Origin of the sequence: Phytohabitans sp. LJ34, from assembly GCF_052068095.1 — a bacterium.
GTDB lineage: Bacteria > Actinomycetota > Actinomycetes > Mycobacteriales > Micromonosporaceae > Phytohabitans.
The window spans coordinates 1-26,279 of record NZ_JBQHDG010000006.1; the positions used below are offsets into that span (position 1 = coordinate 1).

The following is a 26,279-nucleotide window of genomic DNA, read 5'->3' on the forward strand; positions in this document are numbered from 1 at the left end:
GCGGGCGCAGAAGTTCACCTGGAACGCGGACGGCACGCCCAACTTCGGCACCCCGGTCAACAGCGGCGTGGCCATCCAGGCCCCGTCCGGCGAACCCGCTTCCTGATCCGACACTCAAGTGCCGTGGCGCGCGACCCAGCGCGCGCCACGGCGTCGGGACGGCCTACGGCTCGGTGGGCGTGCCGAGGTCGGTCATCGTGCCGCGGTACCAGAAGAACGCGTGGCTGGACGCGTTGCCCGGAAGGCTCGCGGAGCCCACGACGGCGCCGCGGTCGTTGACCCCGTACGCCGTGGAGTAGGGCCCGCCGAGGGTGCCGAGATCGGTCATGGCGCCGTCGGCCCAGAGGTAGGCGTGGCTTTCGACGCCGCCGGTCAGGCCGCTGGAGCCGACGGCCTCGCCGCGCTCGTTGACGTCCCACACATCCGTGACCGCGCCGCCGAGGGTGCCCAGGTCGTGCTCCTCGTACCCGCCGTCCGAGGGTGTCCACAGTGTACCCTTCGACCACGCGGTCGAGCCCGGCTGGGTGGCGACGATCTCGCCCGCGTCGTTGAGGTCGCCGAGGCGGTCGGCCCCGGTGAAGGGCTGGCTCCCCAGCAGGGTGCCCTGGCGGCAGGCGTCCGCGCCGTGCCCCACGCGCAGGTAGCCGAAGCTGTTCACACAGGTGGCCAGCACGTCGCCGCGGTCGTTGACGGCGTGGGCCTCGCCGTCCCCGAGGTCGAGTACCCGCCCACGCGACCACAGGACCGCACGGTGGTGGTAGCCGGGCGGGGTGTTGCAGTATCCCACCGCCTCGCCCCGGTCGTTGACGTCCACCGCGACGCACTCGGTCGTGCCCGGCAGCACGCCCAGGTCGGTCATGCCGCCATCGCCGGACCACCGGAACGCGTGCCGCGAGCCGTCCGGTGTGTCGCTGACGCCGACGACCTCGCCGAGATCGTTGACGCCGAGCGCCGCGCTGTGTTTGCCGCCGAGGGTCCCCAGGTCGCGCGCGTAGTGCTCGCGGTCCCAGAAGACCGCGTGCCGCTGGCCGGAGCTCGTCGTCGACTCGCCCGCCACCTCACCCCGGTTGTTCACCGCCCAGGCGACGCTCCGCGCGGCGGCGGTGACGGCCGCGCCGGCGCTTCGCGGGTGAGCCACCACCGTGCCGGCCGCGGCGACCAGCATCACGAGGAATATCCGTTGTAGACGCACGACGGCGAAGGTGCCACACGCCGGTTTCAAAAAGCCTTCACGGCGCTGACACCGACGGGATCAGGCCTGCGGGCGCGGGCCGGTAGAGTCGCGGACCACGAGCCGGCACGGCTGCCGCACCACCCCGGAGGCGGGCTCGCCGTCGAGCGCCGCGAACAGGTGCTTGACGGCCGTCTCGCCGAGCTGCTGAAGGTTGAGGTCCACAGTGGTCAGCGGCGGCTGGCAGTCGGACGCGAACTCGTGCCAGTTGTCGTAGCCCACGATGGAGATGTCGTCGGGTACGCGGCGGCCGAGCTCGCGGACCGCGCCGGCGACCCCGGCGGCGATCTGGTCGTTGCCGCAGAAGATGGCGTCGATCTCGGGGTTGGCCGACAGCAGGATCCGGGCGGCGTTTCGGCCCCAGCGCTGCGACCACTCGCCGTAGAGCGGGTCGCCGCCGGCCAGGGCGAGGCCGGCGCTGGCGAGCACCTTGCGCACGCTGGTCACGCGGTCGCGGGCGGCGCGGTAGCTCTCCGGGCCGGTGATGTGCGCGATGGTGCGGCGGCCCAGCGACACGAGGTGCTCGGTGGCGAGGCGGGCGCCGTGCTCGTCGTCGGCGAGGACGGACAGGTCGTGGGGATTGTCCGATTCGCCGTACACGTAGACGACCGGGACCGGGATCTGGCGGGTGAGCGACGGGCGCAGGTCGTTGGAGTCGCCGAGTACGACGAAGCCGTCGACCTGGCGGGCGATCAGCGTGCGGATGTAGTGCTGGCGCCGGATCGCGTCGCCGCGGGCGTCGCAGAGCAGCACGGACATCTGGCCGTTGGCCAGGGCGTTTTCCACGCCGAGCAGGATCGGGATGGAAAACCGGTGGGCGAGCTCGTCGGTGAGCAGCCCGATCGTGCGCGTGTTGCCGGTCAGCAGGCCGCGGGCCAGGACGTTGGGCTGGAACGACAGCTCCTCGGCCGCCTCCAGCACCCGCCGCCGGGTCTCCGGGGCGACCTCGTCGCGCGCGTTGAGCGCCTTCGACGCCGTGGCCACCGACACGCCGGCGAGACGCGCGACATCGGTCAACGTGACCGTCCGGGATCGCTGCCTGCCCACCGAAATCCTTTCGAAAAAGCTTTCGGGGCGAAAGCCTACATCATCGAAATAGGCAAACTCCTCTCTTGACGTGTGCGTAATATCGCCGCTACATTGCCGAAAAGGTTTTCGGCCACCGGGCGGCCAGCGGTCCCGAAGGGGTGACCATGATCGGACCGGTGCGTCCATCGGCGGGTGCGCTGCGCCCGCTAGGCCTCGACGCCGTGCGTATCACCGGCGGCTTCTGGGGTGAGCGGCAGGAGCGCAACGCCAAGGCTTCCATCCCGCACGCCCATCACTGGTTGGAGGAGACCGGCTGGTTGGGCAACTTCCGCTTGGCGGCGACGGATGACCTGGTGCCGCATCGTCGGCGAGGTCGGGAGTTTTCCGATTCTGAGGTGTTCAAGCTGGCGGAGGCGATGGCGTGGGAGTGTGCGCGTGGTGGTGACGTGTCGGTGGGTGAGTTGTCCACTGTGGTCGCGGCGGCGCAGGAGCCGGGTGGCTATCTGAATACGATGTTCGGTCGGCCGGGTCAGCAGCCGCGTTACTCCGATCTGACCTGGGGTCACGAGCTGTACTGCTACGGGCATCTGATCCAGGCCGGTGTGGCCCGGCTGCGCGGCGGCGTCAAGGACGCCCTAGCCACGACCGCGATCCGGGCCGCCGACCACGTGTGTGTCGAGTTCGGTCCGACCGGGCGGCAGGCGTTGTGCGGTCATCCGGGGATCGAGATGGCTTTGGTGGAGTTGTTTCGGGCTACCGGGACGGCCCGTTATCTGGATCAGGCGCGGTTGTTCGTGGATCGGCGTGGTCAGGCGTCGTTGCCGGATGTCGAGTTGGGTCGGGCGTATTTCCAGGACGATGTTCCGGTCCGGGAGCGGGTGGTGTTCGCGGGGCATGCCGTGCGTGCGTTGTATCTGGCGTGCGGTGCGGTGGATGTGGCGGTGGAGACCGGTGACGACAAGTTGTTGGCGGCGGTGGTGCGCCAGTGGGAGCGGACGGTCGCGGCTCGTACGTATGTGACTGGTGGGATGGGTTCGCGGCACGAGGGGGAGGCGTTCGGAGAGGATTTCGAGTTGCCGGCTGATCGTGCGTATGTGGAGACGTGCGCGGCGGTGGCGTCGGTGATGTTGTGTTGGCGGTTGTTGCTGGCTACGGGTGAGGCGCGGTTCGCGGATTTGGCGGAGCGGACCTTGTTCAACGTGGTGGCGGCGTCGACGTCGTTGGATGGGCGGGCGTTTTTCTACACCAATCCGTTGCGGCAGCGGGTGGCGGGTGAGGTGTTGGATCGGTCGCGGCCGTGGCCGCGTGCGTCGTCGGGCGAGCGGGCGCCGTGGCGGGATGTGTCGTGTTGCCCGACGAATGTCGCTCGTACGCTGGCGTCGTTGGGTGGGTATGTGGCTACGGTCGACGACGGTGGCGTGCAGGTTCACCAGTACGCGGCCGGCACGGTGGCCAGCGGTGACATCGCGCTCACCGTGGCGACCGGCTACCCGTGGGACGGCGGTGTGGAGGTGCGGGTCGACCGCACGAGCCAGCGGCCGTGGCGGCTGTCGCTGCGCGTGCCCGCCTGGGCCGGCGAGGCCACGCTCGTTACCCCCGAAGGCACCCAACGGGTCACGCCGGGATACGCGGTCGTGTCCCGCACCTGGCGATCCGGCGACACCGTGCGGCTCGAACTGCCACTTACTCCACGGTGGACCGCACCCGACCCGCGCATCGACGCGGTACGCGGCTGCGTCGCCGTCGAACGCGGCCCGCTCGTCTACTGCGCCGAGTCGGTCGACCACGACCCGGCCACGGCGCTGGACGCGGTCAACGTCGACCGCTCCGCACCGCTCACCGAGCGGCCGCTGCCGGCGCTCGGCCGGGACGTCGTCGCGCTGGCGGTCCCGGCCTCGGCGACGTCCGATCCGAGGAGCGAAGCGACGAGGACGGACGAAGCCGACGACCGGGACCCGAGCGAGCCAGCAGGCGGAGTCCCGGCACGCACCACCCCCGCTGCCGGCGACGGCTGGCCGTACGGATCGATCAGCACCGCGGAAGCAGAGCCGGGCAACCTCACCCTCGTTCCGTACCACCTGTGGGCCAACCGCGGTCCGGCGACCATGCGGGTCTGGCTCCCGGTGGCCTCGTCCACACAGGACAGGAGGTAACCCGTGTCCCTCTCCCGCCGCACCGTGCTGCGCGCCTCCGCCGCCGGGGCCGTCGCGGCCGCCGGTGTCACCGCATCGCGCACGACGCCCGCCGTCGCCGCCCGCCCGGACACCGGGGTTTCCGTCTACCCCTTCCCGCTCTCCGCCGTCTCCCTGCTCGCCGGGCCGTTCCAGGCCAATACCGGACGCACTCACAGCTACCTCGGCTTCCTCGACGCCGACCGGCTTTTGCACATGTTCCGGGTCAACGTCGGGCTGCCCTCGTCGGCCACGGCGATGGGCGGCTGGGAGTCGCCCACGACCGAGCTGCGCGGCCACTCCATGGGGCACGTGCTCACCGCGCTCGCCCAGGGCTACGCGAACGGCGGCCCGGCCGCGTTCAAGACCAAGGGCGACTACCTCGTCGCCGAGCTCGCCAAATGCCAGGACAGGGCCACGACCGCCGGGTTCAACACCGGCTACCTCTCCGCCTACCCGGAAAGTTTCATCGACCGGGTCGAGGCGCGGCAGTCGGTGTGGGCGCCGTACTACACGCTCCACAAGATCATGGCCGGGCTGCTCGACACGCACCTGCTCGCCGGCAACGCACAGGCGCTAACCGTGCTGACCCGGATGGCGGGCTGGACGAAGTTTCGCAACGACCGGCTCACGCTCACCCAGCGGCAGAACATGCTGGACACCGAGTTCGGCGGGATGAACGAGACGCTCACCAACCTCTACCAGCTCACCGCCGACCCCAACCACCTGACCACGGCGCAGTACTTCGACCACGCCGAGATCTTCGACCCGCTCGCGTCCAACGTGGACAACCTGAACAACTACCACGCCAACACGCAGATCCCGAAGGTGCTGGGCGCGATCCGCGAATACCACGCCACCGGCACCACGCGGTACCGCGACATCGCCGTCAACTTCTGGGACATCGTGACCAGCCGCCACTCGTACGCGATCGGCGGCAACTCCAACGGCGAGTACTTCAAGGCGCCCAACCGGATCGCCGGCGAGCTGTCCGACACCACGGCCGAGTGCTGCAACACGTACAACATGCTCAAGCTGAGCCGGCAGCTGTTCTTCACCAACCCGGCCCGCGCCGACTACATGGACTACTACGAGAAGGCGCTCTACAACCACATCCTCGGCGCGCAGAACCCCAGCTCCAGCCACGGCTTCCACTGCTACTACGTGCCGCTGCGGCCCGGCGGCATCAAGACGTACAGCAACGACTACAACGACTGGACGTGCTGCCACGGCACCGGCATGGAGAGCAACACCAAGTACGTCGACAGCATCTACTTCCACGACGGCGGCGACACCCTGTACGTCAACCTCTTCATCGCCTCGGTGCTCAGCTGGCCCGGCCGGGGCATCACCGTACGGCAGGAGACCACCTACCCGGAGACGCCCTCGACCCGGCTCACCGTCACCGGCTCCGGCACTTTCACTCTCCGGTTGCGTATCCCGTCGTGGACCAGCGGAGCGCAGATCCTCGTCAACGGCACCGCCGCGGGCGTGACGGTCACCCCCGGCACCTACGCGACGATCACCCGCGCGTGGACGTCGGGCGACGTCGTCGACGTGACCCTGCCGATGGCGCTGACCCGCGAGTCCACACCGGACAACGCTGCGGTGCAGGCGGTGAAGTACGGGCCGATCGTGCTGGCCGGCGCCTACGGCACGAACAACCTCTCCACCATGCCGGCGCTCAACGCGTCGACGCTCGCCCCGACGTCGACGCCGCTCCAGTTCACCGCGACGGCCAGCACCGGGGCGGTGACGCTGCTGCCGTTCTACAAGATGCACGGCCAGCGGTACACCGTCTACTGGAACGTCGACAACACGCCGCCGCCGGCCCCGTTCGTCGCGCACTACCGCTTCGACGAGACCTCCGGCACGAGCGCGGCGGACGCCACCGGAAACGGCCGCACCGCCACCCTGGCCGGCGGCGCCGGCTGGACCGCCGGCCGCACCGGGGGAGCGGTCAACCTCAGCGGCACCAACGCGTACGTCGCGCTGCCGCCGGGGATCCTGGCCGGCGCCACCGCCTGCACGGTCGCCACCTGGGTCCGCCTCGACACCATCGCCAACTGGACCCGGCTGTTCGACTTCGGCTCGGGCTCCTCGACCAGCATGTTCCTGACGCCGCGCGGCAGCGGCGGCACCGCCCGCTTCGCCATCACGACCTCCGGATCCGGCGGCGAGCAACGCATCAACGCCCCGGCCGCGCTGCCGACCGGCGTGTGGACGCACGTCGCGGTCACGCTCTCCGGCGCGGTCGGCGTCCTGTACGTCGACGGCGCCGAGGTCGCCCGCAACGCGGCACTGACCCGCCGCCCGGCCGACCTCGGCAACACCACACAGAACTGGATCGGCCGCTCCCAGTACGGCGCCGACCCGTACCTGGACGGTGCCGTGGACGGTTTCCGCCTCTACAGCCGCGTGCTCACCGCGGCCGAGGTGGCCGACCTCCACGCCACCGGCCAGTAACCCACAGACCCCGGCTGGGGGTCCGACCTGCGCCCGGCTCGTCGGACCGCCAGCCGGCCATCCGTAGCCCCCACGGCCCCCCGCCCTGTCCCCCAAGAGGGCAGCCCTGTCACTGTCTGGGCGGGTATACGGGAGCCCTGTTGGGACTTCACGCCCAAGAGGGCTGCCCTCTTGGGGGACAGGGCTTGGGGCGCGGAGCTGGCAGCGGGGGCCGGGGGTTTCGGCGAGCCCTGGCGAGCCGCCGGGTCCCGCGGTCTCCGGCGGGAGCGGCGGTCCGCCGCTGACGCGGACCCGGGTAATGCAACAAAGGAGCTAAAGGGGGAACCCTCCCAGCATCTCGTCCGGGACCTCTTCGAAGACGAGTTGGGTTTGGGTGTTGCGGACGCCGGGGATCGACTGGATCTCGTCGAGGACGAGCGCGCGCAAATGCGCCTGGTCGGGCACGCGGACCAGCGCGATGATGTCGAACGCGCCGCCGGTCAGCGCGAAGTGCTGGATCGCGGGCAGGCGGATGAGGCGCTCGCGGACGTCGCGCCAGGCGTTCTGCTCGATCCGCATCGTGACGTAGACGGCGGTGGTGAGGCCGACCTGGGCCGGGTCGAGGCGTACCGAGAAGCCGCGGATCACGCGGTCGCGGACCAGCCGGGCGAGCCGGCTGTAGGCGTTGGCGCGGGAGATGTGCAGCCGCTCGGCCAGGGTGCGCACCGCGATCCGGCCGTCCTTGACGAGCTCGGCGACCATCCGCCGGTCGACGTCGTCGAGGGTTGCCGCCGGTTGTCTCGCCGGCGGCGCGGGTGTCCCTGATGGCGTGCCCGTTTGTCTTTCCACCGTGCCCCCCGGTGCGCATCTGTCTTGAAGATGTCCCAGTATATGGACAGATCTTCGAGGGCGGCCGCATGGTACGGAGATGGACCTGCTTCCCACGGCCGAGCCGGTGCGGCTGATCGAGGCGGACGGCACGCCGGTGGCCGGGCGCGCGCTGCCCGGCGGCACGGCGCTGCGGGCGGCGTACCGGGCGCTGGTGGTCGGGCGGCGCTTCGAGCAGCAGGCGACCGCCCTGGTCAAGCAAGGGCAGCTCGCGGTCTACCCGTCGGCGCGCGGCCAGGAGGCGGCCGAGGTCGGCGCGGTCCTCGCCCTGCGGCCCACCGACTGGATCTTCCCGACGTACCGGGACAGCGTCGCGCTGCTCACCCGCGGCGTCGACCCGGTCGAGATCCTCACGTTGCTGCGCGGGGAGTGGCACTGCGGCTACGACCCGTACGCGCACGGCGCGGCGCCGCAGTGCACGCCCCTGGCCACCCAGGCGCCGCACGCGGTCGGGCTCGCCTTCGCCGCGCAGGCCCGGGGTGAGGACACGGTGGCGCTCGCGTTCGTCGGTGACGGCGCGACTTCCGAAGGAGACTTTCACGAGGCGCTCAACTTCGCCGCGGTCTTCCACCTGCCGGTCGTATTTTTCGTGCAGAACAACCAGTACGCCATCTCCGTGCCGGTGAGCCGGCAGACGAGCGCGCCGTCGCTGGCGCACAAGGCCGTCGGCTACGGCATGCCGGGTGTGCTCGTCGACGGCAACGACGTCGCGGCCGTGCTGACGGTGGTGGGCGAGGCGGCGCGGCGGGCCCGCGAGGGCGAGGGGCCGACGCTGGTCGAGGCGATGACGTACCGGGTCGACGCGCACACCAACGCCGACGACGCCACCCGCTACCGGCCCGACGAGGAGGTCGCCGGGTGGCTGGCCCGCGACCCGCTGGACCGGCTGTCCGCGTACCTGACCAACTCCGGCCAGCTGAACGTCGACGTCGAGGCGGCCGTCGCGGCCGAGGCCGAGGAGCTCGCCGCCGACCTGCGCGCCCGCCTCGTCGCCGAGGTGCCGCCGGCGCCGGAGGAGCTTTTCGCGCACGTGTACCACCGACCCACGCAGCGGCTGCGCGCCCAGGCCGCGCTGCTGCGGGCCGAATCCGCCCCGTCGCGGGCCGAGTCCGACGGGAGCTGAGCGGCGTGGCGGTCTCGATGGCACAGGCGATCAACCAGGCGCTCGCCGACTGCCTGGCGGAGGACGAGCGGGTGTTCGTGTTCGGCGAGGACGTCGGCACGCTCGGCGGCGTCTTCCGGATCACCGACGGCCTGGCCGCCAAGTACGGCGAGCGGCGCTGCTTCGACACCCCGCTGGCCGAGTCGGGCATCGTCGGCATGGCGGTCGGCATGGCGATGCACGGCATGCGCCCGGTGGTGGAGATGCAGTTCGACGCGTTCGCCTACCCCGCGTTCGAGCAGATCGTCAGCCACGTCGCGAAGATGCGCAACCGCACCCGCGGGAAGGTGAGCCTGCCGATGGTGATCCGCGCGCCGTACGGCGGCGGCATCGGCGGGGTGGAGCACCACAGCGACTCCTCCGAGGCGTACTACGCGCACACGCCGGGGCTGACCGTCGTCGCGCCGGCGACGGTCGCGGACGCGTACAGCCTGCTGCGCGCGGCGGTCGCCTGGCCCGACCCGGTCGTCTTCCTGGAACCCAAGCGGCTCTACTGGAGCAAGGACGAGGTCACGCTGCCGGTCCAGGGCGAGCCGATCGGGCGCGCCGCGGTCCGGCGGTCGGGTGCCGACGCCACGCTCGTCGCGTACGGGCCCAGCGTGCCGGTCGCCCTCGCCGCCGCCGACGCGGCCCGCGACGAGGGCTGGGACCTCGAGGTGGTCGACGTGCGGAGCATCGTTCCGCTCGACGAGGAGACGCTCGTCGCCAGCGTCCGCAAGACCGGCCGCGCGGTCGTCGTCGCCGAGGCGGCCGGGTTCGCCAGCGTGGCCGCCGAGATCGCGGCCCTGCTCTCCGAACGCTGCTTCCACGCCCTCGAAGCTCCGGTGCGGCGGGTCACCGGCTTCGACATTCCCTACCCTTCACCGAAACTCGAACACCACCACCTGCCCGACGTGGAACGGATTCTGGACGCCGTCGCCACCTTGCAGTGGGAGGACGCGTGACCGCCCAGCAGTTTCGCCTGCCCGACCTCGGCGAAGGGCTGACCGAGGCGGAGGTGCTGCGCTGGCTCGTGAAGGTCGGCGACACCGTGGCCGTCGATCAGCCTGTGGTCGAGGTGGAGACCGCGAAGGCGAGCGTCGAGGTGCCGACGCCGTTCGGCGGTGTGGTGGCAGAGCTGCACGCGGCCGAGGGTGCGACGGTCTCGGTGGGTGCCCCGCTCATCTCGGTCGCCTCGGCCGAGGGCTCGGGCAACGTGCTCGTGGGCTACGGCACCACGCAGTCGCGGCGGGCCCGGCGCCGCCGGCCGGCCGCCGGCCCGCGACCCCTCGTCATCTCGCCGATTGTGCGCAAGCTGGCCCGCGACCACGACGTGGACCTGTCGGCGCTGACCGGCACCGCTCCCGGTGGCGTGATCGCCCGCCGCGACGTGGAGGGTGCGATAGCCGCGTCGGCGTCGCCGGCGCGTGGGCCGGTGGCTCCCGTCGATCCGCTGCCCGTGCGCGAACGGGTGCCGCTGACCGGCGTGCGGCGGTCGATGGCCGAGCGGCTCACCCGCAGCCGCCGGGAGATCCCGGACGCCACCACGTGGGTCGACGTCGACGTGACCGCGCTCGTCGAGACCCGCCGCCAGATGCTGGCCCGCGATCCCGGCAACCCGGTGGGCTTCCTGGCGTTCGTCGCCAGGTTCGTGGTCGCCGGGCTGGCCCGCTATCCCGACCTGAACAGCCGCGTCGACCTCGACGCCGGCGACATCGTGCACCTCGACGGCGTCAACCTCGGCATCGCCGCGCAGGGCGAGCGGGGGCTGCTCGTGCCTGTCGTCCACGACGCACACCGGCGCAACGTGCGCGAGCTGCACGCCGAGATCGCCCGCCTGGCCTCGGCCGCCCGCGCCGGCGAGCTCGGTGTCGGCGACCTGACCGGCGGCACGTTCACGCTCAACAACTACGGCGTGTTCAATGTGGACGGTGCGACGCCGATCGTCAACCACCCGGAGGCCGCGCTCCTCGGCGTGGGCCGGATCCTCGACCGGCCGTGGGTCGTCGACGGCGCGGTGGTGCCGCGCAAGATAGCCCAGTTCTCGCTGACGTTCGACCACCGGGTCTGCGACGGGGGCACGGCGGCCGGCTTCCTCCGCTTCGTCGTCGACTGTGTCGAGCACCCGGCCGAGGCGCTCGCCCGGATCTGACTCTCCGGGTGATGTCGGGGTTGCCCCGGATGGCTTCTCGCCGCCGCGGCGATCGACGATGGACGTCGTGACCTTTCGTGGTATCGCCGCCGCTGTCGCCCTCGTCCTCACCGGGACACTCGTCGCCGCCGCGCCGGCGCGGGCGTCCCGGCCGACCCTGGCGTGGGGCACGTGCGCGGACGACCTGCCCGGCGTGCCGATGGATCCCGTGGTGGGATGCGCGACGCTGCGGCTGCCGGTCGACTGGGCCGAGCCGCGCGGCGCCACGTTCGCGCTGTCGGTGGCCCGGCGCCCGGCGCGCGAGCCCGGGCGGCGGGTGGGCACGCTCGTCTTCGGCCCCGGCGGGCCGGGCGACTCCGGCGTCGAGCGGATCCGCAAGGGCGACCGCTTCAGCGACGAGCTGCTCGACCGCTTCGACATCGTCAGCTTCGACCCGCGCGGCGTCGCCCGTAGCGCCGCACCCCGCTGCGCGCCCGACCCGACCCTCCCCAAACCGCCGGTGCCGCTGGCCGGCCAGGCCGACCTCGACGCCATGGCCGCGTACAACCGTGAGCTGTGGGCGCGCTGCCGGCCGACCAGCCCGGTCTTCGACCACGCCGACACCCTGAGCCAGGTGTACGACCTGGAAGCGCTGCGCCGGGCGCTCGGTGAGCCGCGCCTGACGTTCCACGGCAGCTCCTACGGCACGCTGCTCGGCCAGCAGTACGCCGAACGGTTTCCCGGCCGGGTCCGGGCGATCGTCCTGGAAGGAGTCTTCGACCACAGTCTCGACCCGCGCGCGTTCGTCCGCACCCAGGCGGCGACGCTCCAGGACTCGTTCGACGAGTTCGTGTCCTGGTGCGACCGCTCGACCGAGTGCGTGCTGCACGGCACGGACGTGCGCGCCACCTGGACGTCGGTGCTCGCCCGCGCCGACCGGGGCGAGTACGCGCCGAGTACCGCTTTCGACGTCGCCGCGCTGCCGCTCGGCATGCTCAACGGTCCGAACTGGACAGGCTTCGCCCGGACCGTCGAAGGGCTGGCCGCGGGCGTGGCACCGCCGCCCCGCGCGCTTCCGCTCACGACGGCGGTCTTCTGCGCGGACTTCCCGGTGCCGCTCCGAAGCTACGCCGAGTACGCCGCGCTCGTGCGGGTGGCCGCGGCCGCCGCGCCCGACGTGCGGTACGGCGGCGGGCTGATGGCGCTGCACGCCTGCCTCGGCTGGCCGAACCCGGTGCGCAACCCTCCACATCGGACGAAGGTGACCGGCGACGCGCGGCTCCTGCTCGTCAACGGGCTGCACGACCCGCGCACCGGCTACGAGTGGGCCACGAGCGTCGCGGCGCAGCTGGGCCGGCACGGCCGGCTGCTCACCTACGAGGGCTGGGGGCACGGCGCGTACGAGCGCACGCCGTGCACGGTCGACGCGGTCGACCGCTACCTGGTCGACCGCGTCCTTCCCGCGCCCGGCGCGCGGTGCGCCGCGCCCTAGCCCTCGGCTGTCAGGCCACGGTGAACGTGTACGACCCGGACGGCAGCGCGTAGCCGGCGGCGCCGGCGGCGTAGCCCTGCGGCACCGCCTCCGGTGGCGCGGTGACCGCCGCCGCGGAGGGCGCCGGCACCTGGACGGTGGCGGTGGTGTTCGGTGGCACCACCACCCGCAGGGTCAGCCCGGTGCCGTTCCGCGTCCACTCGGTGCGCGCCGGCCCGTACCGCGTCACCAGTGAGGTGGCCGCGGCTGTGAGCGAGCCGCCGGGCTTCGGCGCGACCAGCAGGCGCTGGTATCCGGGCGCGGCCGGGCCGAGGCCGCCGACTGTCCGGTAGAGCCAGTCGCCGACCGAGCCGAGGCCGTAGTGGTTGAAGGAGTTCATGCCGGCGTCCTGGAGTGAGCCGTCGGTGCGGATGCCGTCCCAGCGCTCCCAGATCGTGGTGGCGCCGCGCGCGTTCATGTAGCCCCAGCCGGGGTAGTCGGGCTGCTGGAGGATACGGTAGGCGGTGTCGAGGTGCCCGTGCTCGGCCAGTACGGGCAGGAGATTCTCCACGCCCATGAAGCCGACCGACAGGTGTCCGTTTCGGGACGCCACCTTCGCGGCCAGCCGGTCCGCGACCGCCTGTGTCCGCTGTGGAGGGACGAGGCCGAACGCCAGCGCGAGCACGTAGCCGGTCTGGCTGCCGTTGCCGACGGTGCCGTCCGCGGCGACGAACCGGTTGGCGAACGCGGCCGCGATCTGGTCGGCGAGCGTACTGTAGGCGGCCGCCCGGTCCGGACGCCCCGTGGCCGCGGCCATCCGCGCGACGAGCCGCGCCGACCACCCGAAGAACGCGGTGCTGGTGAGGTCGTTGGCGGTGGGATCGTCCACGTTGAGCCAGTCGCCGTAGGTGTCCTGGTCGCGGACGAGGTCCGCACCCGAGGTGGCGCGCAGGTAGTCGACCCACCGCGCCATCGCGTCGAAGTGCCGGTCGGCCGCGGACAGGTCGCCGTAGCGCTGCCACAGCACGTACGGGACGATGACGCCCGCGTCGCCCCAGCCGGCCTTGCCGGCCCAGCCGAGCACGTCCGGTGCCACGTCGGTGAACGCCCCGTCGGCGCGCTGGGCGTCCACCAGGTCGTCGGCGTACTTGGCGAGCAGCCCGTGCGTGTCGAAGTTGAACGCGGACGTCGCGCCGAAGGCCGCGATGTCGCCGGTCCAGCCCAGCCGCTCGTCCCGCTGTGGACAGTCGGTCGGGATGGAGAGCAGGTTGGAGCGGGCACCCCACAGGATGTTGTGCTGGAGCTGGTTGACCAGCGGGTCGGAGGTGGTGAAGGTGCCGGTCTCCGCGCCCGCCGTCCACGCCGCCAGCCCGGTCAGGCTGTCCACTGTGGGCGTACCAGGAAAGCCGGTCAGCTCCACGTACCGGTAGCCGTGCACGGTGAACGACGGTTCGAAGGTCTCCACGCCCTGCCCGGCGAGCGTGTACGTGTCGGTCGCCTGCGCGGCGCGGAGGTTGGCGGTGTAGAGCGTGCCGTCCGCGTTCAGGATCTCGCCGTGCCGCATCGTCACGGTCGTGCCGGCCGGGCCGCTGACCCGCAGCCGGTTCCACCCGGCGAAGTTCTGGCCGAGGTCGGCTATCCACACGCCGGGCCTGGGCTGGGTGAGGCGCACCGGCCGCAGCTCCCGCTGCACGGTCACGCCGGGGTCGACCTGCGCGACGAGGCGCGGCTTCGGTCCGGTGTGGACGGTCACCGGCTGGGCCGGTCCGCCCGCCACCCGGGCGTCCCGGTCCTCGCCGTGGTAGAGGTCGTCGGAGACGATCGGGCTGCTCGTCCACGTCCACGACCCGTCGGTGCGCACGTCCGCCCGCGTCCCGTCGGTGTACTCGACGACCAGCTGCGCCGAGTACCAGGGGGACGTGCCGTAGTAGCGGCTGCCGGCGAAGCCGACGCTCCCGGAGTACCACCCGTTGCCGAGCAGCGCGGAGAGTGTGTTGCCGCCCTGCCGGAGCGTGGCCGTCACGTCGTACGCGCGGTACTGGAGCCGCGTGGTGTAGTCCGTCCAGCCGGGCGCGAGGCGTTCCGGGGTGACCTTCTCGCCGTTGAGGTACGTCTCGTGCAGGCCGAGCGCGGTCGCGAAGAGCCGGGCTCGGGCCACCGGCTTGCCGATGGTGAAGGTCTTGCCGAGCCGGGGCGCCGGGCTCGGCACCGTGACCTGGTTGCCCCACGGGCCACTCTGGTACGCCGCGGCCACCCGGGCCGCCGGCCAGCCACTGTCGTCATAGGACGGTTGCTCCCAGCCGGCCGGCCCGCTCTGGGACGCCTTCCAGGCGGCGTCGGTCGGGACGGTGACCGCGCCATGCAGCTTGGCGATGGCGGCGGCCGGGCCGGGTGAGGTGTTCTGCGCGGCGACCGCGACGGTGTTGCGGCCGGTGCGCAGGTGCGCGGTCACGTCGATCGTCGTGGCGCGCTTCCACGAGTCGGTCACCCGTCTCGACGCCGCCACCTTGACCCCGTTGACCCACGCGTCGGCGGTGTCGTCGCCGGTCACCACGAGCGTCGTGCGGCCCGGCGTCGCCACGTCGAAGGCGCGGCGGAAGTAGCGCGTCGCGACCGGGGCGTCCACTGTGGGATCCCCTTCCGGATACCAGATCCACGAGGCGCCGGCGAGGTCGGCCGTGCCGGGCGCGCCGATGAAGTCCGCCGTCCAGCTCGCCAGTGCGGTGTCGAAGCGGGCGGGCGCGCTCCAGCCGCTCGCCCGGCCCTGCGCGTCCCAGACCCGCACCCGCCAGTGGTACGTGCGGTTGGCGGCGAGGGCCGGCCCGCCGTACGGGACGTCGACGGACTGCCGAGACGCGACCTGCCCGCTGTCCCAGACGTCCGCCGCACCCGGGCCGGTGCCGACCGTGACCTGGTACCTGCCCTGGAGTTGGCCGGTCGCTGCGGTGGCGAGCTGCCAGCCGAAGCGGGGCCGCGGCGCGTCGACACCGACCGGGTTGGCGCGCCGCTCGGTGGTGAGGCCGGTGACCGAGACGGGCGAGGACCCGCCGGGGACCGGGACCTGGACGTCCGACCGCCACGGGCCGGTGCCGTACGCGCCCAGGTCCTGCGCGGCCACCCAGGCCTGCGGCACCGCGTTCGCGGCCTGCCAGGCCCCGTCGGTGGCGAGGCTGACGGTGCCGCCGGTCGCGGCGACGGTGAGCTGGCCGGCGACCCCGGCCGGGCCCTGGCTGGTGTTGCGGGCGGCGACCAGGAGGGTGTTGGCGCCGGGTCTGAGCGCGGCCGTGAGGTCCACGTAGACGCCCTGGCGCCACGAGTCGGCGACCCGCGGCGAGGCGGCGAGCCAGGTGTCGTTGAGCCAGACGTCGACGGTGTCGTCGCCGGTGACGACGAGGTGCGCGTCGGTGTACGGCCCGGACGGCGCCGTGAACGTCCGCCTCAGGTAGCGGGTCGCGGCGGGTGCCGCAACGGCGGGATCACCCTCGGGAAACCAGATCCAGTGTGCGTTCGTCAACGTTTCAACACGCTTGTGCCTCGGGGCGGCGGTGGCCGTGGACGCGGGCATCATGGTCGCGACGGCCAGGACGGAGGCCATGGCGAACCGGAGTGTTGCGGACATGCGGGCTCTCCTCGGTGGGCGGAGAAGGCACGGTAGCCAATCAACGATTTAAACGGTTCAATGCCATGGCCTCATGAGGATAGGCCGATACCGGTGCTTTATTCAAGAGTCTTAATTGAACGGGGCGGCGGACCCCGGCATGCGGCTGGTTGGATACCCGCCATGCAGCAGATGGTGGAGCGGCCGTGGGGTGTGTCGGCGTACGGGGCGGCCAGCGTGAAGGCGATGCCCGACCTGGTGCGGATCCGGTTCCAGGTGGTGCGGTCGGAGCAGGTGCCGGCGGAGTCGTTCGCCGGGGCCAACGAGGCCGTGCGGGCGGTCCGGCAGGCGCTGCGCGAGCACGGCGTGGCGGACAGCGGGGTGGAGCGCTCGCGGCTCGACCTGAGGTCCCGGTGGGACTACGGCAACAAGCGCACGTTCCTCGGCTACGAGTGCAAGGCGTCGTTCACCGTCGACTCGACCGACCTGGACGGCGTGGAGCGGCTGTTGGTCGACCTGGTGGCGGCGGGTGCCAACGAGATCGAGGACGTCGAGTTCGACGTGCGGGCCAAGCCCGACCTGCGGGCCGAGGCGCGCCGCGAGGCGGTGGCCGCCGCCCGGCGCAAGGCCGCGCTGTACGCCGAGGCGGCCGGGGTGCGGCTGGGCGCGGTCCTGCACATCGAGGACGTCGACCCGGAACGCGTCGGCGCGGAGCGCTACCGCGGTCACGGCTCGGCCGGCGCGGCGTCTCCGCAGGACCTGGCACCCGGCCACGTGGTGGTATCCGCCGCGGTGATCCTCGGCTTCGCCGTCGCGGCGGGTTGAGCTTTGTGGTCGGCTTCTCGCGGTGGGATCGAGCTTTAGGGCTTCGCGGTGGGGTGAGTCGCGGTGGTGGGGTTGAGCTTCAGGGGGTGAGCTTTCGCGGTGGGGCTGAGCTTCTGGGGTGAGCTTTCGCGGTGGGGTGCTGGGGCGCCAGGTCAGGATGGGAGGTCGACGATCGTGCCGGTGGTGCGGGCCCGCTCGGCGGCCCAGACGACGCGGTGGCTGAGCAGGCTCGACGCGGCGTCGGAGGGGAGCAGCGACGGGTCGCCCTCGGCGACGGCGGCCAGGAACGCGTCGGTGATCGCCGCGTCGCCGCCGTGGTGACCGTCGGCGGCGGTGTGCCCGCCGGGCGGGCCGGTGTCGATCGTCTGCCGCTCGCCGGTGCGAAAGTCGGTGTGGTGCAGCAGCGTGCCGTCGCCGTCGAGGTAGCCGTGCGTGCCGAACAGCCGCGTCTTGCGGTCTTCCATCGGGGTGAACGCGGTCAGCGTGAACGCACACGTCGCACCGTCCGCGAAGGACATCGAGACGACCTGGTGGTCGACCACGTCGTTGGCGCTCGCGTAGACGCACCGCCCGTACGGCCCGGTGCGCAGCGCCGCCTCGACACCCTCGGGCGTGTGGTCGGCGGTGACGGCGGAGAGCGGCCAGAACTCGCGGTCCGGGTCGCCGACGCAGGGGAGGTAGAGCTTGGGCGCCGAGTAAGGGCAGGTCGGCTCGACCGGGCAGGTGAGGCAGGTGTCGGTGGCGCCTTCCGGCCGCTGGTCGGGCCGAAAGTGGCTGAGCCCGCCGAAGGAGCTGACCCGGGTGGGCGCGGCGCCGAACAGGTACAGCAGCCAGTCGATGTCGTGGCAGGACTTGGTGAGCAGCAGCGGGGCGGACGTGTCGCTGCTGTTCCAGTTTCCGCGGACGAAGGAGTGGGCGTAGTGCCACCACCCGATCGGCTCGAGGTGCTGCACGCTGACGAGCCGCCCGATCGCCCCGCCGTCGAGCAGCCGCTTGAGCGCGTTCGTATACGGCGTGTACCGCATGACGTGGCAGACACCGAAGATGACGCCGGCCTTCTCGACGGCGGCGGCGATGCGCAGCGCGTCGTCCTCGGTGGTGGCCATCGGCTTTTCCAGGAGGATGTGGTAACCCAGCTCGGCAAAGGCCACCGTGGGGTCGGCGTGCATCTGGTCCTGGGTGGCGACCACGATCGCGTCGCCGACGCGGCCGGCGGCGGCCAGGTCGCGCCAGTCCGCGAACACCAGGTCGGCCGGGACGCCGAACTCGGCGGCGAACCGCGCCCGGCGCACCGGATCCGGCTCGGCGACCGCGACCACCCGGGCGCGCCCGGAAGCGGTGGCGCGGCGGGCGTAGCCGAGCCCGCGCAGCCCCGCGCCCGCCACGACCAGCCGCACCCCACCTAAAGTCATTTCACGTGCCTTCCGCCGGAGCTACTTTTTAAACTATCCATCATTAGTGGGCGGGCAAGACCCGGACGTCAAGGGGTGCGCACGTGACCGGACAGTTCGCCGGCGGAGACCTCTCCCGGCTGCGACAGCTCAACACGCTCGCGGTCGTGCACGCCCTGCGCCGCCAGCCGCCGCGGACGCTGACCGAGGTCGCCCGCGCCGCCGGCCTGTCCCGCCCCGCCACCGAAGACGTCGTGCGCGAGCTCGAAACGCAGGGCTGGGTCGAGCAGGTCGACCCGGCGGCCGGCACGATGGGGCGGCCGGCGCGGCGCTACAGGTTCCGCGCCGACGCGGGCTGGGTGCTCGGCGTCGACATCGGCGGCCACACGGTGCGGGCGATCATCACCGACCTCGACGGCAGCACCCAGTTCGGCACGCGCCAGCCGGTCTCGCCCGAGGCCGGGCGGGTCGACCGGCTCGCGGTCGTCGACAAGGTGGTGGCCGAGTGCCTGGCCGGCGCCGGCCGCAAGGGCTCGGAGATGTGGGCCACCACGGTCGCCACCAGCGGACTCGTCGACGCCGCCGGCCGGGTGGCGCTGTCCGTCGCGCTGCCCGAGTGGACCGGCCTGCACCTGGCCGACCACCTGCGCCGGCAGGTGTCCGGGCCGGTGCTGGTGGAAAACGACAGCCGGCTCGCCGCGCTGGCCGAGACCTGGCGCGGCGTCGCCCGCTACGCGCGCGACGTCGTCTACGTGCTCGCCGGCCTGCGCACCGGCGCCGGCCTGATCATCGACGGGCGGCCACACCGCGGGTTCGGCGGCGCGGCCGGCGAGATCGGTGTGCTGCCGGAGATGGGCTGGATCCGCGCGCAGGACCACCTGCGCGACTGGTCCGGCGCGCCGGACGGCACCGACCCCGACGACATGGCGGGCTTCGTCTTCGCGGCCGCGCGCGAAGGCGACCGCCAGGCGCTCGCGATCGTCCGGCGGTACGTGAAGGACCTGGCCCTCGGCACGTCGGCGCTGGTGCTCGCGCTCGACCCGCAGCTTGTGGTCGTCGGCGGGGGCTTCTCCCGGTCGGCCGACGTGCTCCTCGAGCCGTTTCGCCGCGAGCTCGACAAGCGGTGCGTCCGCACGCCCGAGGTGCTCCAGTCGGCGCTCGGCGAGGACGCGGTGGCGCTCGGCGCGGTGAAGCACGCCCTCGACCACCTGGAGCGCCACATCTTCGACCCCGGCAGCGGCCTCGCGGCCCCGGAGGCGCCGGCACGCTGAGGGTTCCGCCGTCGATCAGAGACCCGGCGGAGCGGCGCGCCCCGCGACTCACCCACGAAACCCTGACCGCCAGCGGGCGCGCGCCGCGACGGCTGCGCGCCGACCGCGCCGCGGGACGGCTGCGCACGCCACGGGCCGACCGCGCCGCGGGACGGCTCCGCGCGTCGCGGGCCGACACGCCGCGCGACGGCTGCGCACGCCGCGGGCCGACCACGCCGCGGGCCGAGGGCGCACGCCGCGCGGCGCGACGGCGGCTGCCGCGTCGAGCGAGTCGCGCGACGGGCGGTGTGGCGGGCAGCGGCGGCCGTGCTGAGCGAGTCGCGTGACCGCTGGCGGCGAATCGCGCAACCCACGGTCTGGGAGCCGGCCACCGGCTTCAACACCTGCTGCACACGGTGACCGTCGGCTGACTCTATCCACAACAGACCTTCGGAAATCAGCAAATCTCCGGTCGGCCGCAACGTTTCCCCCATCCGCGTCCTCTTTATAGATGGCGGCGCGCCTTTCGTCTCTGGCGAGGAGTGGTGCGGGCGTGGCCGTCATGGTCTCTGGTGGGTCCTCGCTGCCCGGATTCGACGCGCGTTCGCGCCGCCGCGTCGACCGGGCCGCGTGGGCCGCCACCGTTTGTGTCCTGCTGGGCGGGGCTTTCCGGCTGGTGCTGGTCCTGACCGGCATGCCGCCGACCAGCAGCGACGAGGCGACGATGGCGCTGGCCGCCCTGCACATCGCGGAGGGCCGGCACTTCCCGGCGTACTTCTACGGGCAGCACTACATGGGCACGCTCGAGGCCTTCCTGGCGGCGCCGGTCTTCGCCGTGGCCGGGCCCTCCCTCGTAGCGCTGCGGCTGCCGCTCGTGCCGATGTACCTGCTGTTCGGCTGGCTCATGTACCAGCTGACCCGCCGCCTCTACACGCGGTGGTTCGCGGTCGCGGTGGTGGCCCTGCTCGCGCTCGGCTCGCACAGCGTCGTGCAGGGGCAGGTGTTCGCCGGCGGCGGCTACCCGGAGATCCGGCCGCTCGGCGCCGGCGTCCTGCTGCTCGCCCTCCTGCTCGCCTCCGGGTGCCGGTGGCGGCTCGCCGCGTTCGCCGGGTTCGGGCTCCTCGCCGGCCTGGCGGTGTGGGACGACTGGCTGATCCTGCCGTACGTCGCGGCGGCCGGCCTGCTGCTCGCCGCCGGCTGCGGCCGCGAGCTGCTCGGCCGGTCCGGTGCCGTGCTGCTCGCCGGTGTGCTGGTCGGCGCCGCGCCGGCCGTCGTGCACCACGTGGCCCTGGGCGTGACCGGCACCAGCCTCTCGGCGATGCTGCACCTCGCGGAGGGCGAGCCGGCGCCGCTCGCCGACCGCCTGTACGGCGCGGTGCTGCTCGGCGTCCCGCTGGGCGGCGGGCTCTGCGCTCCCGGCTCGTGCGAGGGCTGGCCGCTGCTGCTCGGCGCGCTCTACCCGTTCGCGCTGCTGGCCGCCGGTGGGGGCGCGGCGGTGGCGCTGCGGCGGGCGGCCGCGCGTCCGGAGAGGATCCGCCAGATGGGCCGCCTGGCGCTCGCCGTCGCGGCCGCGGTGACCCTCGTGGCGTACGCCCGCAGCGGCGCCGCCGGCCACACCCCGGGCGCCAGCGTGCGCTACCTGACCCCGCTGCTCATCTCGCTGCCGGCCGTGCTCTGGCCACTGTGGACCGCGGCAGCCCGGCTGCGGCGGCAATCCCTCGGTCTATTGTGGATAGTACCGGGACGGGCGGTGGCCGCCACCCTGCTGCTCGTCACGATCGTGGCCGGGATGCTCCTCCCGACCGTCGCGCTCGCCCGCGACCTGCCGCGCGGCGCCGCCGAGGCGGCCCGCGAGCGCGCCCTCGTCACCTCCCTGGAGCGCTCCGGCGTCACCCACCTCTACACCGTGTACTGGACCTGCAACCGGCTCGCCTTCGCCAGCCGCGAGCGGCTCGTCTGCGCCGTGCTCGAGAACGACCTGCGCCCCGGCCTGGACCGCTACCGGCCGTACCGGGACGCGGTCGCCGTCCACCCCAACCCGGCGTACGTGTTCCCGATCGGCTCGCCGGCCGACCGGGCCTTCGCGGCGCGGTTGGCGGCCACCGGCGTCCCCGCCCGGATCGAGGAGGTGGGCGGCTACCGCGTCTACCATCCCGCGTGGCGGCCGATGTAGCCGGCGCCGTTACGCGTGCGGGGGCTCGCGCGTTGAGCGTGCGGGTGGACCTGGAGGTGAACGGTGGGGGGATGCCGTGCGCAAGGGCCGCTGGCCGTAGACGTCGTGGCGGCGTTGGCGGCGGCGGAGGCACCACTCAGCCCGGCCGAGGTGCAGGCGGCACTCGGGTCGGGGCTGGCGTACGACACGGTGCGGACGAGCCTGGTCCGGCTGTGGGAGAAGGGGGTGGTGGCGCGCCGGCTGGCTGGGCGCGACCACGTGTACTGGCCGTTGCGGGCGGCCGCCGCGGACGCCGCCGGGCGGATGCGGGCGGCGCGCCTCGGACGGCACCGCCGGCCGGCGGTACGTCGCCGCGCTGATTGAGGGTGCCGGCGCGGTCTTCACGGCCACGCCGGCACAACCCTCAAACAGCACTTCAATGAAACACTTGAAGCATGCGTGCCAGTGAGATGAGGCGGTACATCAGCGCGGAGTTCGACGGGGTCCGCGTCGCCGAGGCTTCGGGCGACAGCTTCTTCCTCTACGACCCCGACGGCGACCTACCGCCCGCGCGGCAGATGCCGTTCGCGACGATCGTGACCGGCGACCACTACGACGACGTGTCCAAACTGGACGGACGCGACGCATACCGGCTCAACATCGGCCTGACCAAGGCCACGTACACGGCGTCGTTCGGCGACCCGCCCACCGACTACGCGGCCGAGGACACCCTCATGCCGCACCCGACCTACGCGTCGCAGTACTGGGTGTGCGTGGTGAACCCAGGCGAGGCGACGCTGCCCACGGTGCGCGCGCTGCTCGCCGAGGCGCACGGCTACGCGGCCCGCAAGTACGCCAACTATCGCCGCCGGGCGGCCGCGGACGGGTGAGCCCACTTCTTCGATAGATCATCTCAACCTGCGCTCGCACCGCCTGTGCGACCGTTCCGGTGCGAGTCGGTCCACGATGGAGGTAGGGCCGGTCCACTCGATTCCGACGGCCCGACGACGACCGGCGGCACGGGCGAAATATCACATACGACACCCTCGCCCGGCTTCGCCGAGATCCAGCAGCGGGGGGCGGGATGGCCGTTCAGGAGGAAGAGCCGGCGGATCCGGACGGCGAGGACGCGGCGGGGTTCGACTTTCCGTTCGTCCTCGGGCCGCCCAACCGCGGCCGCCACCGTGACCCCACTCCGATCGCGCACGGCTTCGGGCGGCGGGGGACCAGCGCCGCGCGGCACGGACGCCGCCCGAACAACGACCGCGCCTGACGCCTCCCGGCGCGCCTCGCGCCACCTCGTCCCTGGAAACGCGCGGGTGGCGGCCCGGTGAGGTGGATCATGCGGGCTAGCCAAAACCGGCGGGCATAGTTAGCCTAACCTAACCCTGAGCACCAACGTCCCCCGAGAACGGAAGATCCTCCATGCGCGCATGGCGTCCGATATTGGCCCTGGTGGCGCTCAGCGCCCTGCTCGCGGGCTGCGGCGACGACTCCACCACCGGCGGCGAGGCCGCCGCCGCCCCGGCCGGACCCTGGCAGTTCACCGACGGCTCGGGTCAGGTCGTGAAGGCCGACAAGACCCCGACGCGGATCATCGCGCACGCCGGTGAGGCGGCCGCGCTGATGTCGTTCGGCATCAAGCCCGTCGGCATCTACGCCGACGAGTCGGTGAAGACCGACCCCAACCTGAAGAACCTCGACCTCACCGGCATCGAGATCCTCGGTCAGGAGTGGGGCAAGATCGACGTGGAGAAGGCGGCCGCCCTGCGGCCCGACCTCATCGTCGGCGACTGGTGGCCGGCCGAGAAAGCGCACAGCGGCATGGAGGAAGGCGTCGACGAGAAAAGCAAGAAGCTTGCCGAACTCGCGCCCGTCGTCGGCGTGTCGCAGGGCAAGTCGATCGTGGCGCTGGCCGACGGGTACGAGAGCCTCGCCAAGAGCCTCGGCGCCGACGTGAGCAAGCCGGAGATCGCCGCCAACAAGCAGCGCTTCGAGCAGGCGGTCGCCGCGTTCAAGGAGGCGGTCGCGGCCAAGCCGGGCCTCACGGTCGCGGCGATGTCCCCCGCCGACGACAAGGTGTACGTGGCCAACCCGCCCTACGCGCCGGAGCTGCTCGACCTGAAGAGCTGGGGCCTGGACGTGCTCACCCCGGCCAGCCCCGACCCCGGCTTCCCGTACTGGGAGAACCTCAGCTGGGAGAACGCCGACAAGTACCAGCCCGACCTGATCCTGTGGGACGGCCGCTCCTTCACCGCCACCGCCAACGCGGAGTGGGGCAAGAAGCAGCCCACCTGGTTCAAGATCAAGGCGGCGAAGGCCGGCGCGACGGTCTCCTGGCCGGCGTTCTGGCTGCACACCTACGGCGACTTCGCCACCGAGCTGGACAAGCTGACCGCGGCGGTCAAGGCCGCCGACCCGAATGTCGGCGACTAGCGCCTACGCGACGCGCACCGCGCCTCGCAAAGCACGGCGGGCTGTGGCTCTCGGGCCAGGGCTCGCCGTGCTCTGTGCGGTCCTCGTGCTCGTGGCGTTCCTCAGCGTGACGATGGGGTCGCGGTCGCTCGGGCTGTGGGACGTGCTGCGCGCCCTCGTCAGCCTCGACGACGACGGGTCGATCACCAGCACGGTCACCCTGGAGATGCGGGTGCCGCGCACCCTGCTCGGCATCCTGGTCGGCGCGGCGCTCGGCGTCGCCGGGGCGGTGCTCCAGGGCGTCACCCGCAACCCGCTCGCCGACGCCGGCATCATGGGCATCAACTCCGGTGCGGCCGCCTGCGTCGTCTTCGCCATCACCGTGCTCGGCGTGCGCGGCGTCGGCGTCTACATCTGGTTCGCGTTCGCCGGCGCGATCGGGGCGCTCGTGCTCGTGTACGCGATCGCCTCGATGGGCCGCGAGGGCGCCACCCCGGTCAAGCTGGCGCTGGCCGGCGTGGCCGTGACCGCCGGCCTCGCCTCGGTCACCAGCGGCATCGTGATGACCAATGTGGACGCCCTCAACGAGCTGCGCTTCTGGCAGGTCGGCTCGCTCGCCGGCCGGTACACGCCGATCCTCACCGGCGTCGCGCCGTTCATCCTGGTCGGCCTCGCCGTCTCGATGTTCTTCGGCCGCGCGCTCAACGGGCTGGCGCTCGGCGAGGACATGGCCCGCGGCCTGGGCCAGCACGTCACCCGGACGAGGGCCGCCGCGTTCGCGGTGGTGGCCGTGCTCGCCGGCGCGGCGACCGCGGCGTGCGGGCCGATCGTCTTCGTCGGACTCGTCGTGCCGCACCTCGCGCGCTTCATCTGCGGGCCCGACTACCGGTGGATCCTGCCGTACTCGATGCTGCTGGCACCGATCGTGCTGCTGCTCGCCGACGTGCTCGGCCGCGTCGCCCTGGCACCGGACGAGCTCCAGGTCGGTGTCGTGCTCGGCGTGCTCGGCGCGCCCACGTTCGTCGCCATCGTCCGCTACGCCCGCCTGTCGGAGGTGTGACCGTGACCGCCACGATGGCCGCACCGACCGCACTGCGCCTGACCCGCCGGCGCCGCGCCACCCGCTCGGTCGCCGTGACCGGTGCGCTCGCCGTCGTCGTCGCCGCCCTCTTCGTGTTCACGATGATGGTCGGCAGCTTCCGGCTCAGCGCGACCGAGGTGATCGCCTCGGTCCTGCACCTGCGCGACGACCCCAGCGTCGACTTCGTCGTGCGCGGCCTGCGGCTGCCGACCGCCGCCTCCGCGCTGACCGTCGGGCTCGCGCTCGGCGCCTCCGGCACGATTTTCCAACAACTCCTGCGAAACCCCCTCGCCTCACCCGACCTCGTCGGCATCGCCAACGGAGCCGGGCTCGCGGCGGTCGTCGGCATCGTGGTCCTGGAGGTCGGCGGGCTCTTGGTCAGCGGGCTGGCCCTCGGCGGGGCGATCGTCGCCGGGCTGCTGATGTACTTGCTCGCTTGGCGCGGCGGCGTCACCGGCTACCGCTTCATCCTCATCGGTATCGGGATGGCGGCCTTCTTCGACGGCGTCGTCGGATACGTGCTGGCCAAGGCCAAGCTGTTCGAGGCCCGGCAGGCCATGCACTGGCTGACCGGCTCGGTCGGGCAGGCCAGCACCGACGAGCTGTGGCTGCTCACCGGCGCCCTGGTCGTGCTGCTGCCCACCGCGCTGCTGCTCCAGCGTCCACTTCGGGCACTCGAGCTCGGCGACGACGCCGCCCGCGCGCTGGGCACCCGTACCGAGCTCGGCCGCGCCGGCCTGCTCGCCACCGCGGTCGTGCTCGTCGCGCTCGCCGTCGCGGTGGCCGGGCCGATCGCGTTCGTCGCGCTCGTCGCCGGGCCGATCGCCAACCGGCTGCTCGGCCCGGCCACCGGCGGGATCCTCGCCGCCGCGTTCGTCGGCGCCGCGCTGCTGCTCAGCGCCGACCTCGTCGCCGTACACGTGCTGCCCACCCCGCTGCCCACGGGCGTGGTGACCGGCGCGGTCGGCGCACCTTATCTGTTGTGGCTGCTGGCCACCACGAACCGGCAAGGAGCGGGTGGATGAGTGAGCGTGGAGGGCGGCGGCCGACCACGACGACG

The 26,279-nt window shown here is 72.6% G+C and carries 20 protein-coding genes; 15 read left to right on the plus strand and 5 right to left on the minus strand.

Annotated features, from left to right (window positions below; translation table 11 throughout):
- Positions 1–163: 163 nt before the first annotated feature.
- Both ACTMTJ_RS12245 and ACTMTJ_RS12250 read right to left on the minus strand, forming a co-directional pair.
- Positions 164–1,192: a hypothetical protein gene (locus ACTMTJ_RS12245; protein WP_441216340.1), complete on the minus strand. Its 1,029-nt coding sequence runs from the start codon at positions 1,190–1,192 to the stop codon at positions 164–166.
- A gap of 60 nt (positions 1,193–1,252) precedes the next feature.
- On the minus strand, positions 1,253–2,278 hold the full coding sequence (locus ACTMTJ_RS12250) for a LacI family DNA-binding transcriptional regulator (protein ID WP_441216342.1): 1,026 nt from the start codon (positions 2,276–2,278) through the stop codon (positions 1,253–1,255).
- A gap of 146 nt (positions 2,279–2,424) precedes the next feature.
- Between ACTMTJ_RS12250 and ACTMTJ_RS12255 the strand changes: the two genes are divergently transcribed.
- Positions 2,425–4,413, plus strand: coding sequence for a glycoside hydrolase family 127 protein (locus ACTMTJ_RS12255; RefSeq protein ID WP_441216343.1), 1,989 nt, complete (start codon positions 2,425–2,427; stop codon positions 4,411–4,413).
- A 3-nt stretch (positions 4,414–4,416) separates the two neighbouring features.
- On the plus strand, positions 4,417–6,897 hold the full coding sequence (locus ACTMTJ_RS12260; protein ID WP_441216345.1) for a beta-L-arabinofuranosidase domain-containing protein: 2,481 nt from the start codon (positions 4,417–4,419) through the stop codon (positions 6,895–6,897).
- 312 nt (positions 6,898–7,209) lie between these two features.
- Here ACTMTJ_RS12260 and ACTMTJ_RS12265 read toward each other — a convergent pair whose 3' ends face one another.
- Complete coding sequence (locus ACTMTJ_RS12265; protein ID WP_441216346.1) at positions 7,210–7,725, minus strand: Lrp/AsnC family transcriptional regulator; 516 nt, start codon at positions 7,723–7,725, stop codon at positions 7,210–7,212.
- A 79-nt stretch (positions 7,726–7,804) separates the two neighbouring features.
- Here ACTMTJ_RS12265 and pdhA point away from each other — a divergent pair, with 79 nt between their 5' ends.
- The 4 genes from pdhA to ACTMTJ_RS12285 are packed head-to-tail and all read left to right on the plus strand — an operon-like array spanning position 7,805 to position 12,528.
- On the plus strand, positions 7,805–8,887 hold the full coding sequence (gene pdhA / locus ACTMTJ_RS12270) for a pyruvate dehydrogenase (acetyl-transferring) E1 component subunit alpha (RefSeq protein ID WP_441216347.1): 1,083 nt from the start codon (positions 7,805–7,807) through the stop codon (positions 8,885–8,887).
- A 17-nt stretch (positions 8,888–8,904) separates the two neighbouring features.
- Entirely contained in the window at positions 8,905–9,870 is a 966-nt protein-coding gene (locus ACTMTJ_RS12275; protein ID WP_441216839.1) for an alpha-ketoacid dehydrogenase subunit beta, read from the plus strand.
- Positions 9,867–11,057 (plus strand): dihydrolipoamide acetyltransferase family protein, encoded by a 1,191-nt coding sequence (locus ACTMTJ_RS12280; protein ID WP_441216348.1) that lies wholly within the window; start codon positions 9,867–9,869, stop codon positions 11,055–11,057. The genes ACTMTJ_RS12275 and ACTMTJ_RS12280 overlap by 4 nt, the downstream gene beginning before the upstream one ends.
- Before the next feature lie 58 nt (positions 11,058–11,115).
- Positions 11,116–12,528 (plus strand): alpha/beta hydrolase, encoded by a 1,413-nt coding sequence (locus ACTMTJ_RS12285; protein WP_441216349.1) that lies wholly within the window; start codon positions 11,116–11,118, stop codon positions 12,526–12,528.
- A 10-nt stretch (positions 12,529–12,538) separates the two neighbouring features.
- Here ACTMTJ_RS12285 and ACTMTJ_RS12290 read toward each other — a convergent pair whose 3' ends face one another.
- The gene (locus tag ACTMTJ_RS12290; protein ID WP_441216350.1) at positions 12,539–16,126 is read right to left on the minus strand and encodes a family 78 glycoside hydrolase catalytic domain; all 3,588 of its coding nucleotides are present in this window, start codon (positions 16,124–16,126) and stop codon (positions 12,539–12,541) included.
- A 162-nt stretch (positions 16,127–16,288) separates the two neighbouring features.
- Here ACTMTJ_RS12290 and ACTMTJ_RS12295 point away from each other — a divergent pair, with 162 nt between their 5' ends.
- The gene (locus ACTMTJ_RS12295; protein ID WP_441216351.1) at positions 16,289–16,930 is read left to right on the plus strand and encodes an SIMPL domain-containing protein; all 642 of its coding nucleotides are present in this window, start codon (positions 16,289–16,291) and stop codon (positions 16,928–16,930) included.
- A 152-nt stretch (positions 16,931–17,082) separates the two neighbouring features.
- Here the strand turns inward: ACTMTJ_RS12295 and ACTMTJ_RS12300 are convergent, their stop codons facing one another.
- On the minus strand, positions 17,083–18,342 hold the full coding sequence (locus ACTMTJ_RS12300) for a Gfo/Idh/MocA family protein (RefSeq protein WP_441216352.1): 1,260 nt from the start codon (positions 18,340–18,342) through the stop codon (positions 17,083–17,085).
- 83 nt (positions 18,343–18,425) lie between these two features.
- Between ACTMTJ_RS12300 and ACTMTJ_RS12305 the strand changes: the two genes are divergently transcribed.
- The 8 genes from ACTMTJ_RS12305 to ACTMTJ_RS12340 all read left to right on the plus strand — a co-directional run bounded on the left by ACTMTJ_RS12305 (position 18,426) and on the right by ACTMTJ_RS12340 (position 26,244).
- On the plus strand, positions 18,426–19,592 hold the full coding sequence (locus tag ACTMTJ_RS12305) for an ROK family protein (protein WP_441216353.1): 1,167 nt from the start codon (positions 18,426–18,428) through the stop codon (positions 19,590–19,592).
- Between the two features lie 532 nt (positions 19,593–20,124).
- The gene (locus ACTMTJ_RS12310) at positions 20,125–21,744 is read left to right on the plus strand and encodes a hypothetical protein (protein WP_441216354.1); all 1,620 of its coding nucleotides are present in this window, start codon (positions 20,125–20,127) and stop codon (positions 21,742–21,744) included.
- Between the two features lie 63 nt (positions 21,745–21,807).
- The gene (locus ACTMTJ_RS12315; protein WP_441216356.1) at positions 21,808–22,107 is read left to right on the plus strand and encodes a BlaI/MecI/CopY family transcriptional regulator; all 300 of its coding nucleotides are present in this window, start codon (positions 21,808–21,810) and stop codon (positions 22,105–22,107) included.
- A gap of 71 nt (positions 22,108–22,178) precedes the next feature.
- Positions 22,179–22,613: a DUF6194 family protein gene (locus ACTMTJ_RS12320; protein ID WP_441216358.1), complete on the plus strand. Its 435-nt coding sequence runs from the start codon at positions 22,179–22,181 to the stop codon at positions 22,611–22,613.
- Between the two features lie 194 nt (positions 22,614–22,807).
- Positions 22,808–22,996: a hypothetical protein gene (locus tag ACTMTJ_RS12325; RefSeq protein ID WP_441216359.1), complete on the plus strand. Its 189-nt coding sequence runs from the start codon at positions 22,808–22,810 to the stop codon at positions 22,994–22,996.
- Between the two features lie 152 nt (positions 22,997–23,148).
- A complete protein-coding gene (locus tag ACTMTJ_RS12330; protein WP_441216361.1) occupies positions 23,149–24,159 on the plus strand; it encodes an ABC transporter substrate-binding protein in 1,011 nt (336 codons plus the stop codon).
- Positions 24,160–24,202: 43 nt separating this feature from the next.
- The gene (locus ACTMTJ_RS12335) at positions 24,203–25,198 is read left to right on the plus strand and encodes a FecCD family ABC transporter permease (RefSeq protein WP_441216362.1); all 996 of its coding nucleotides are present in this window, start codon (positions 24,203–24,205) and stop codon (positions 25,196–25,198) included.
- Between the two features lie 2 nt (positions 25,199–25,200).
- The gene (locus ACTMTJ_RS12340; protein ID WP_441216363.1) at positions 25,201–26,244 is read left to right on the plus strand and encodes a FecCD family ABC transporter permease; all 1,044 of its coding nucleotides are present in this window, start codon (positions 25,201–25,203) and stop codon (positions 26,242–26,244) included.
- Positions 26,245–26,279 lie beyond the last annotated feature (35 nt).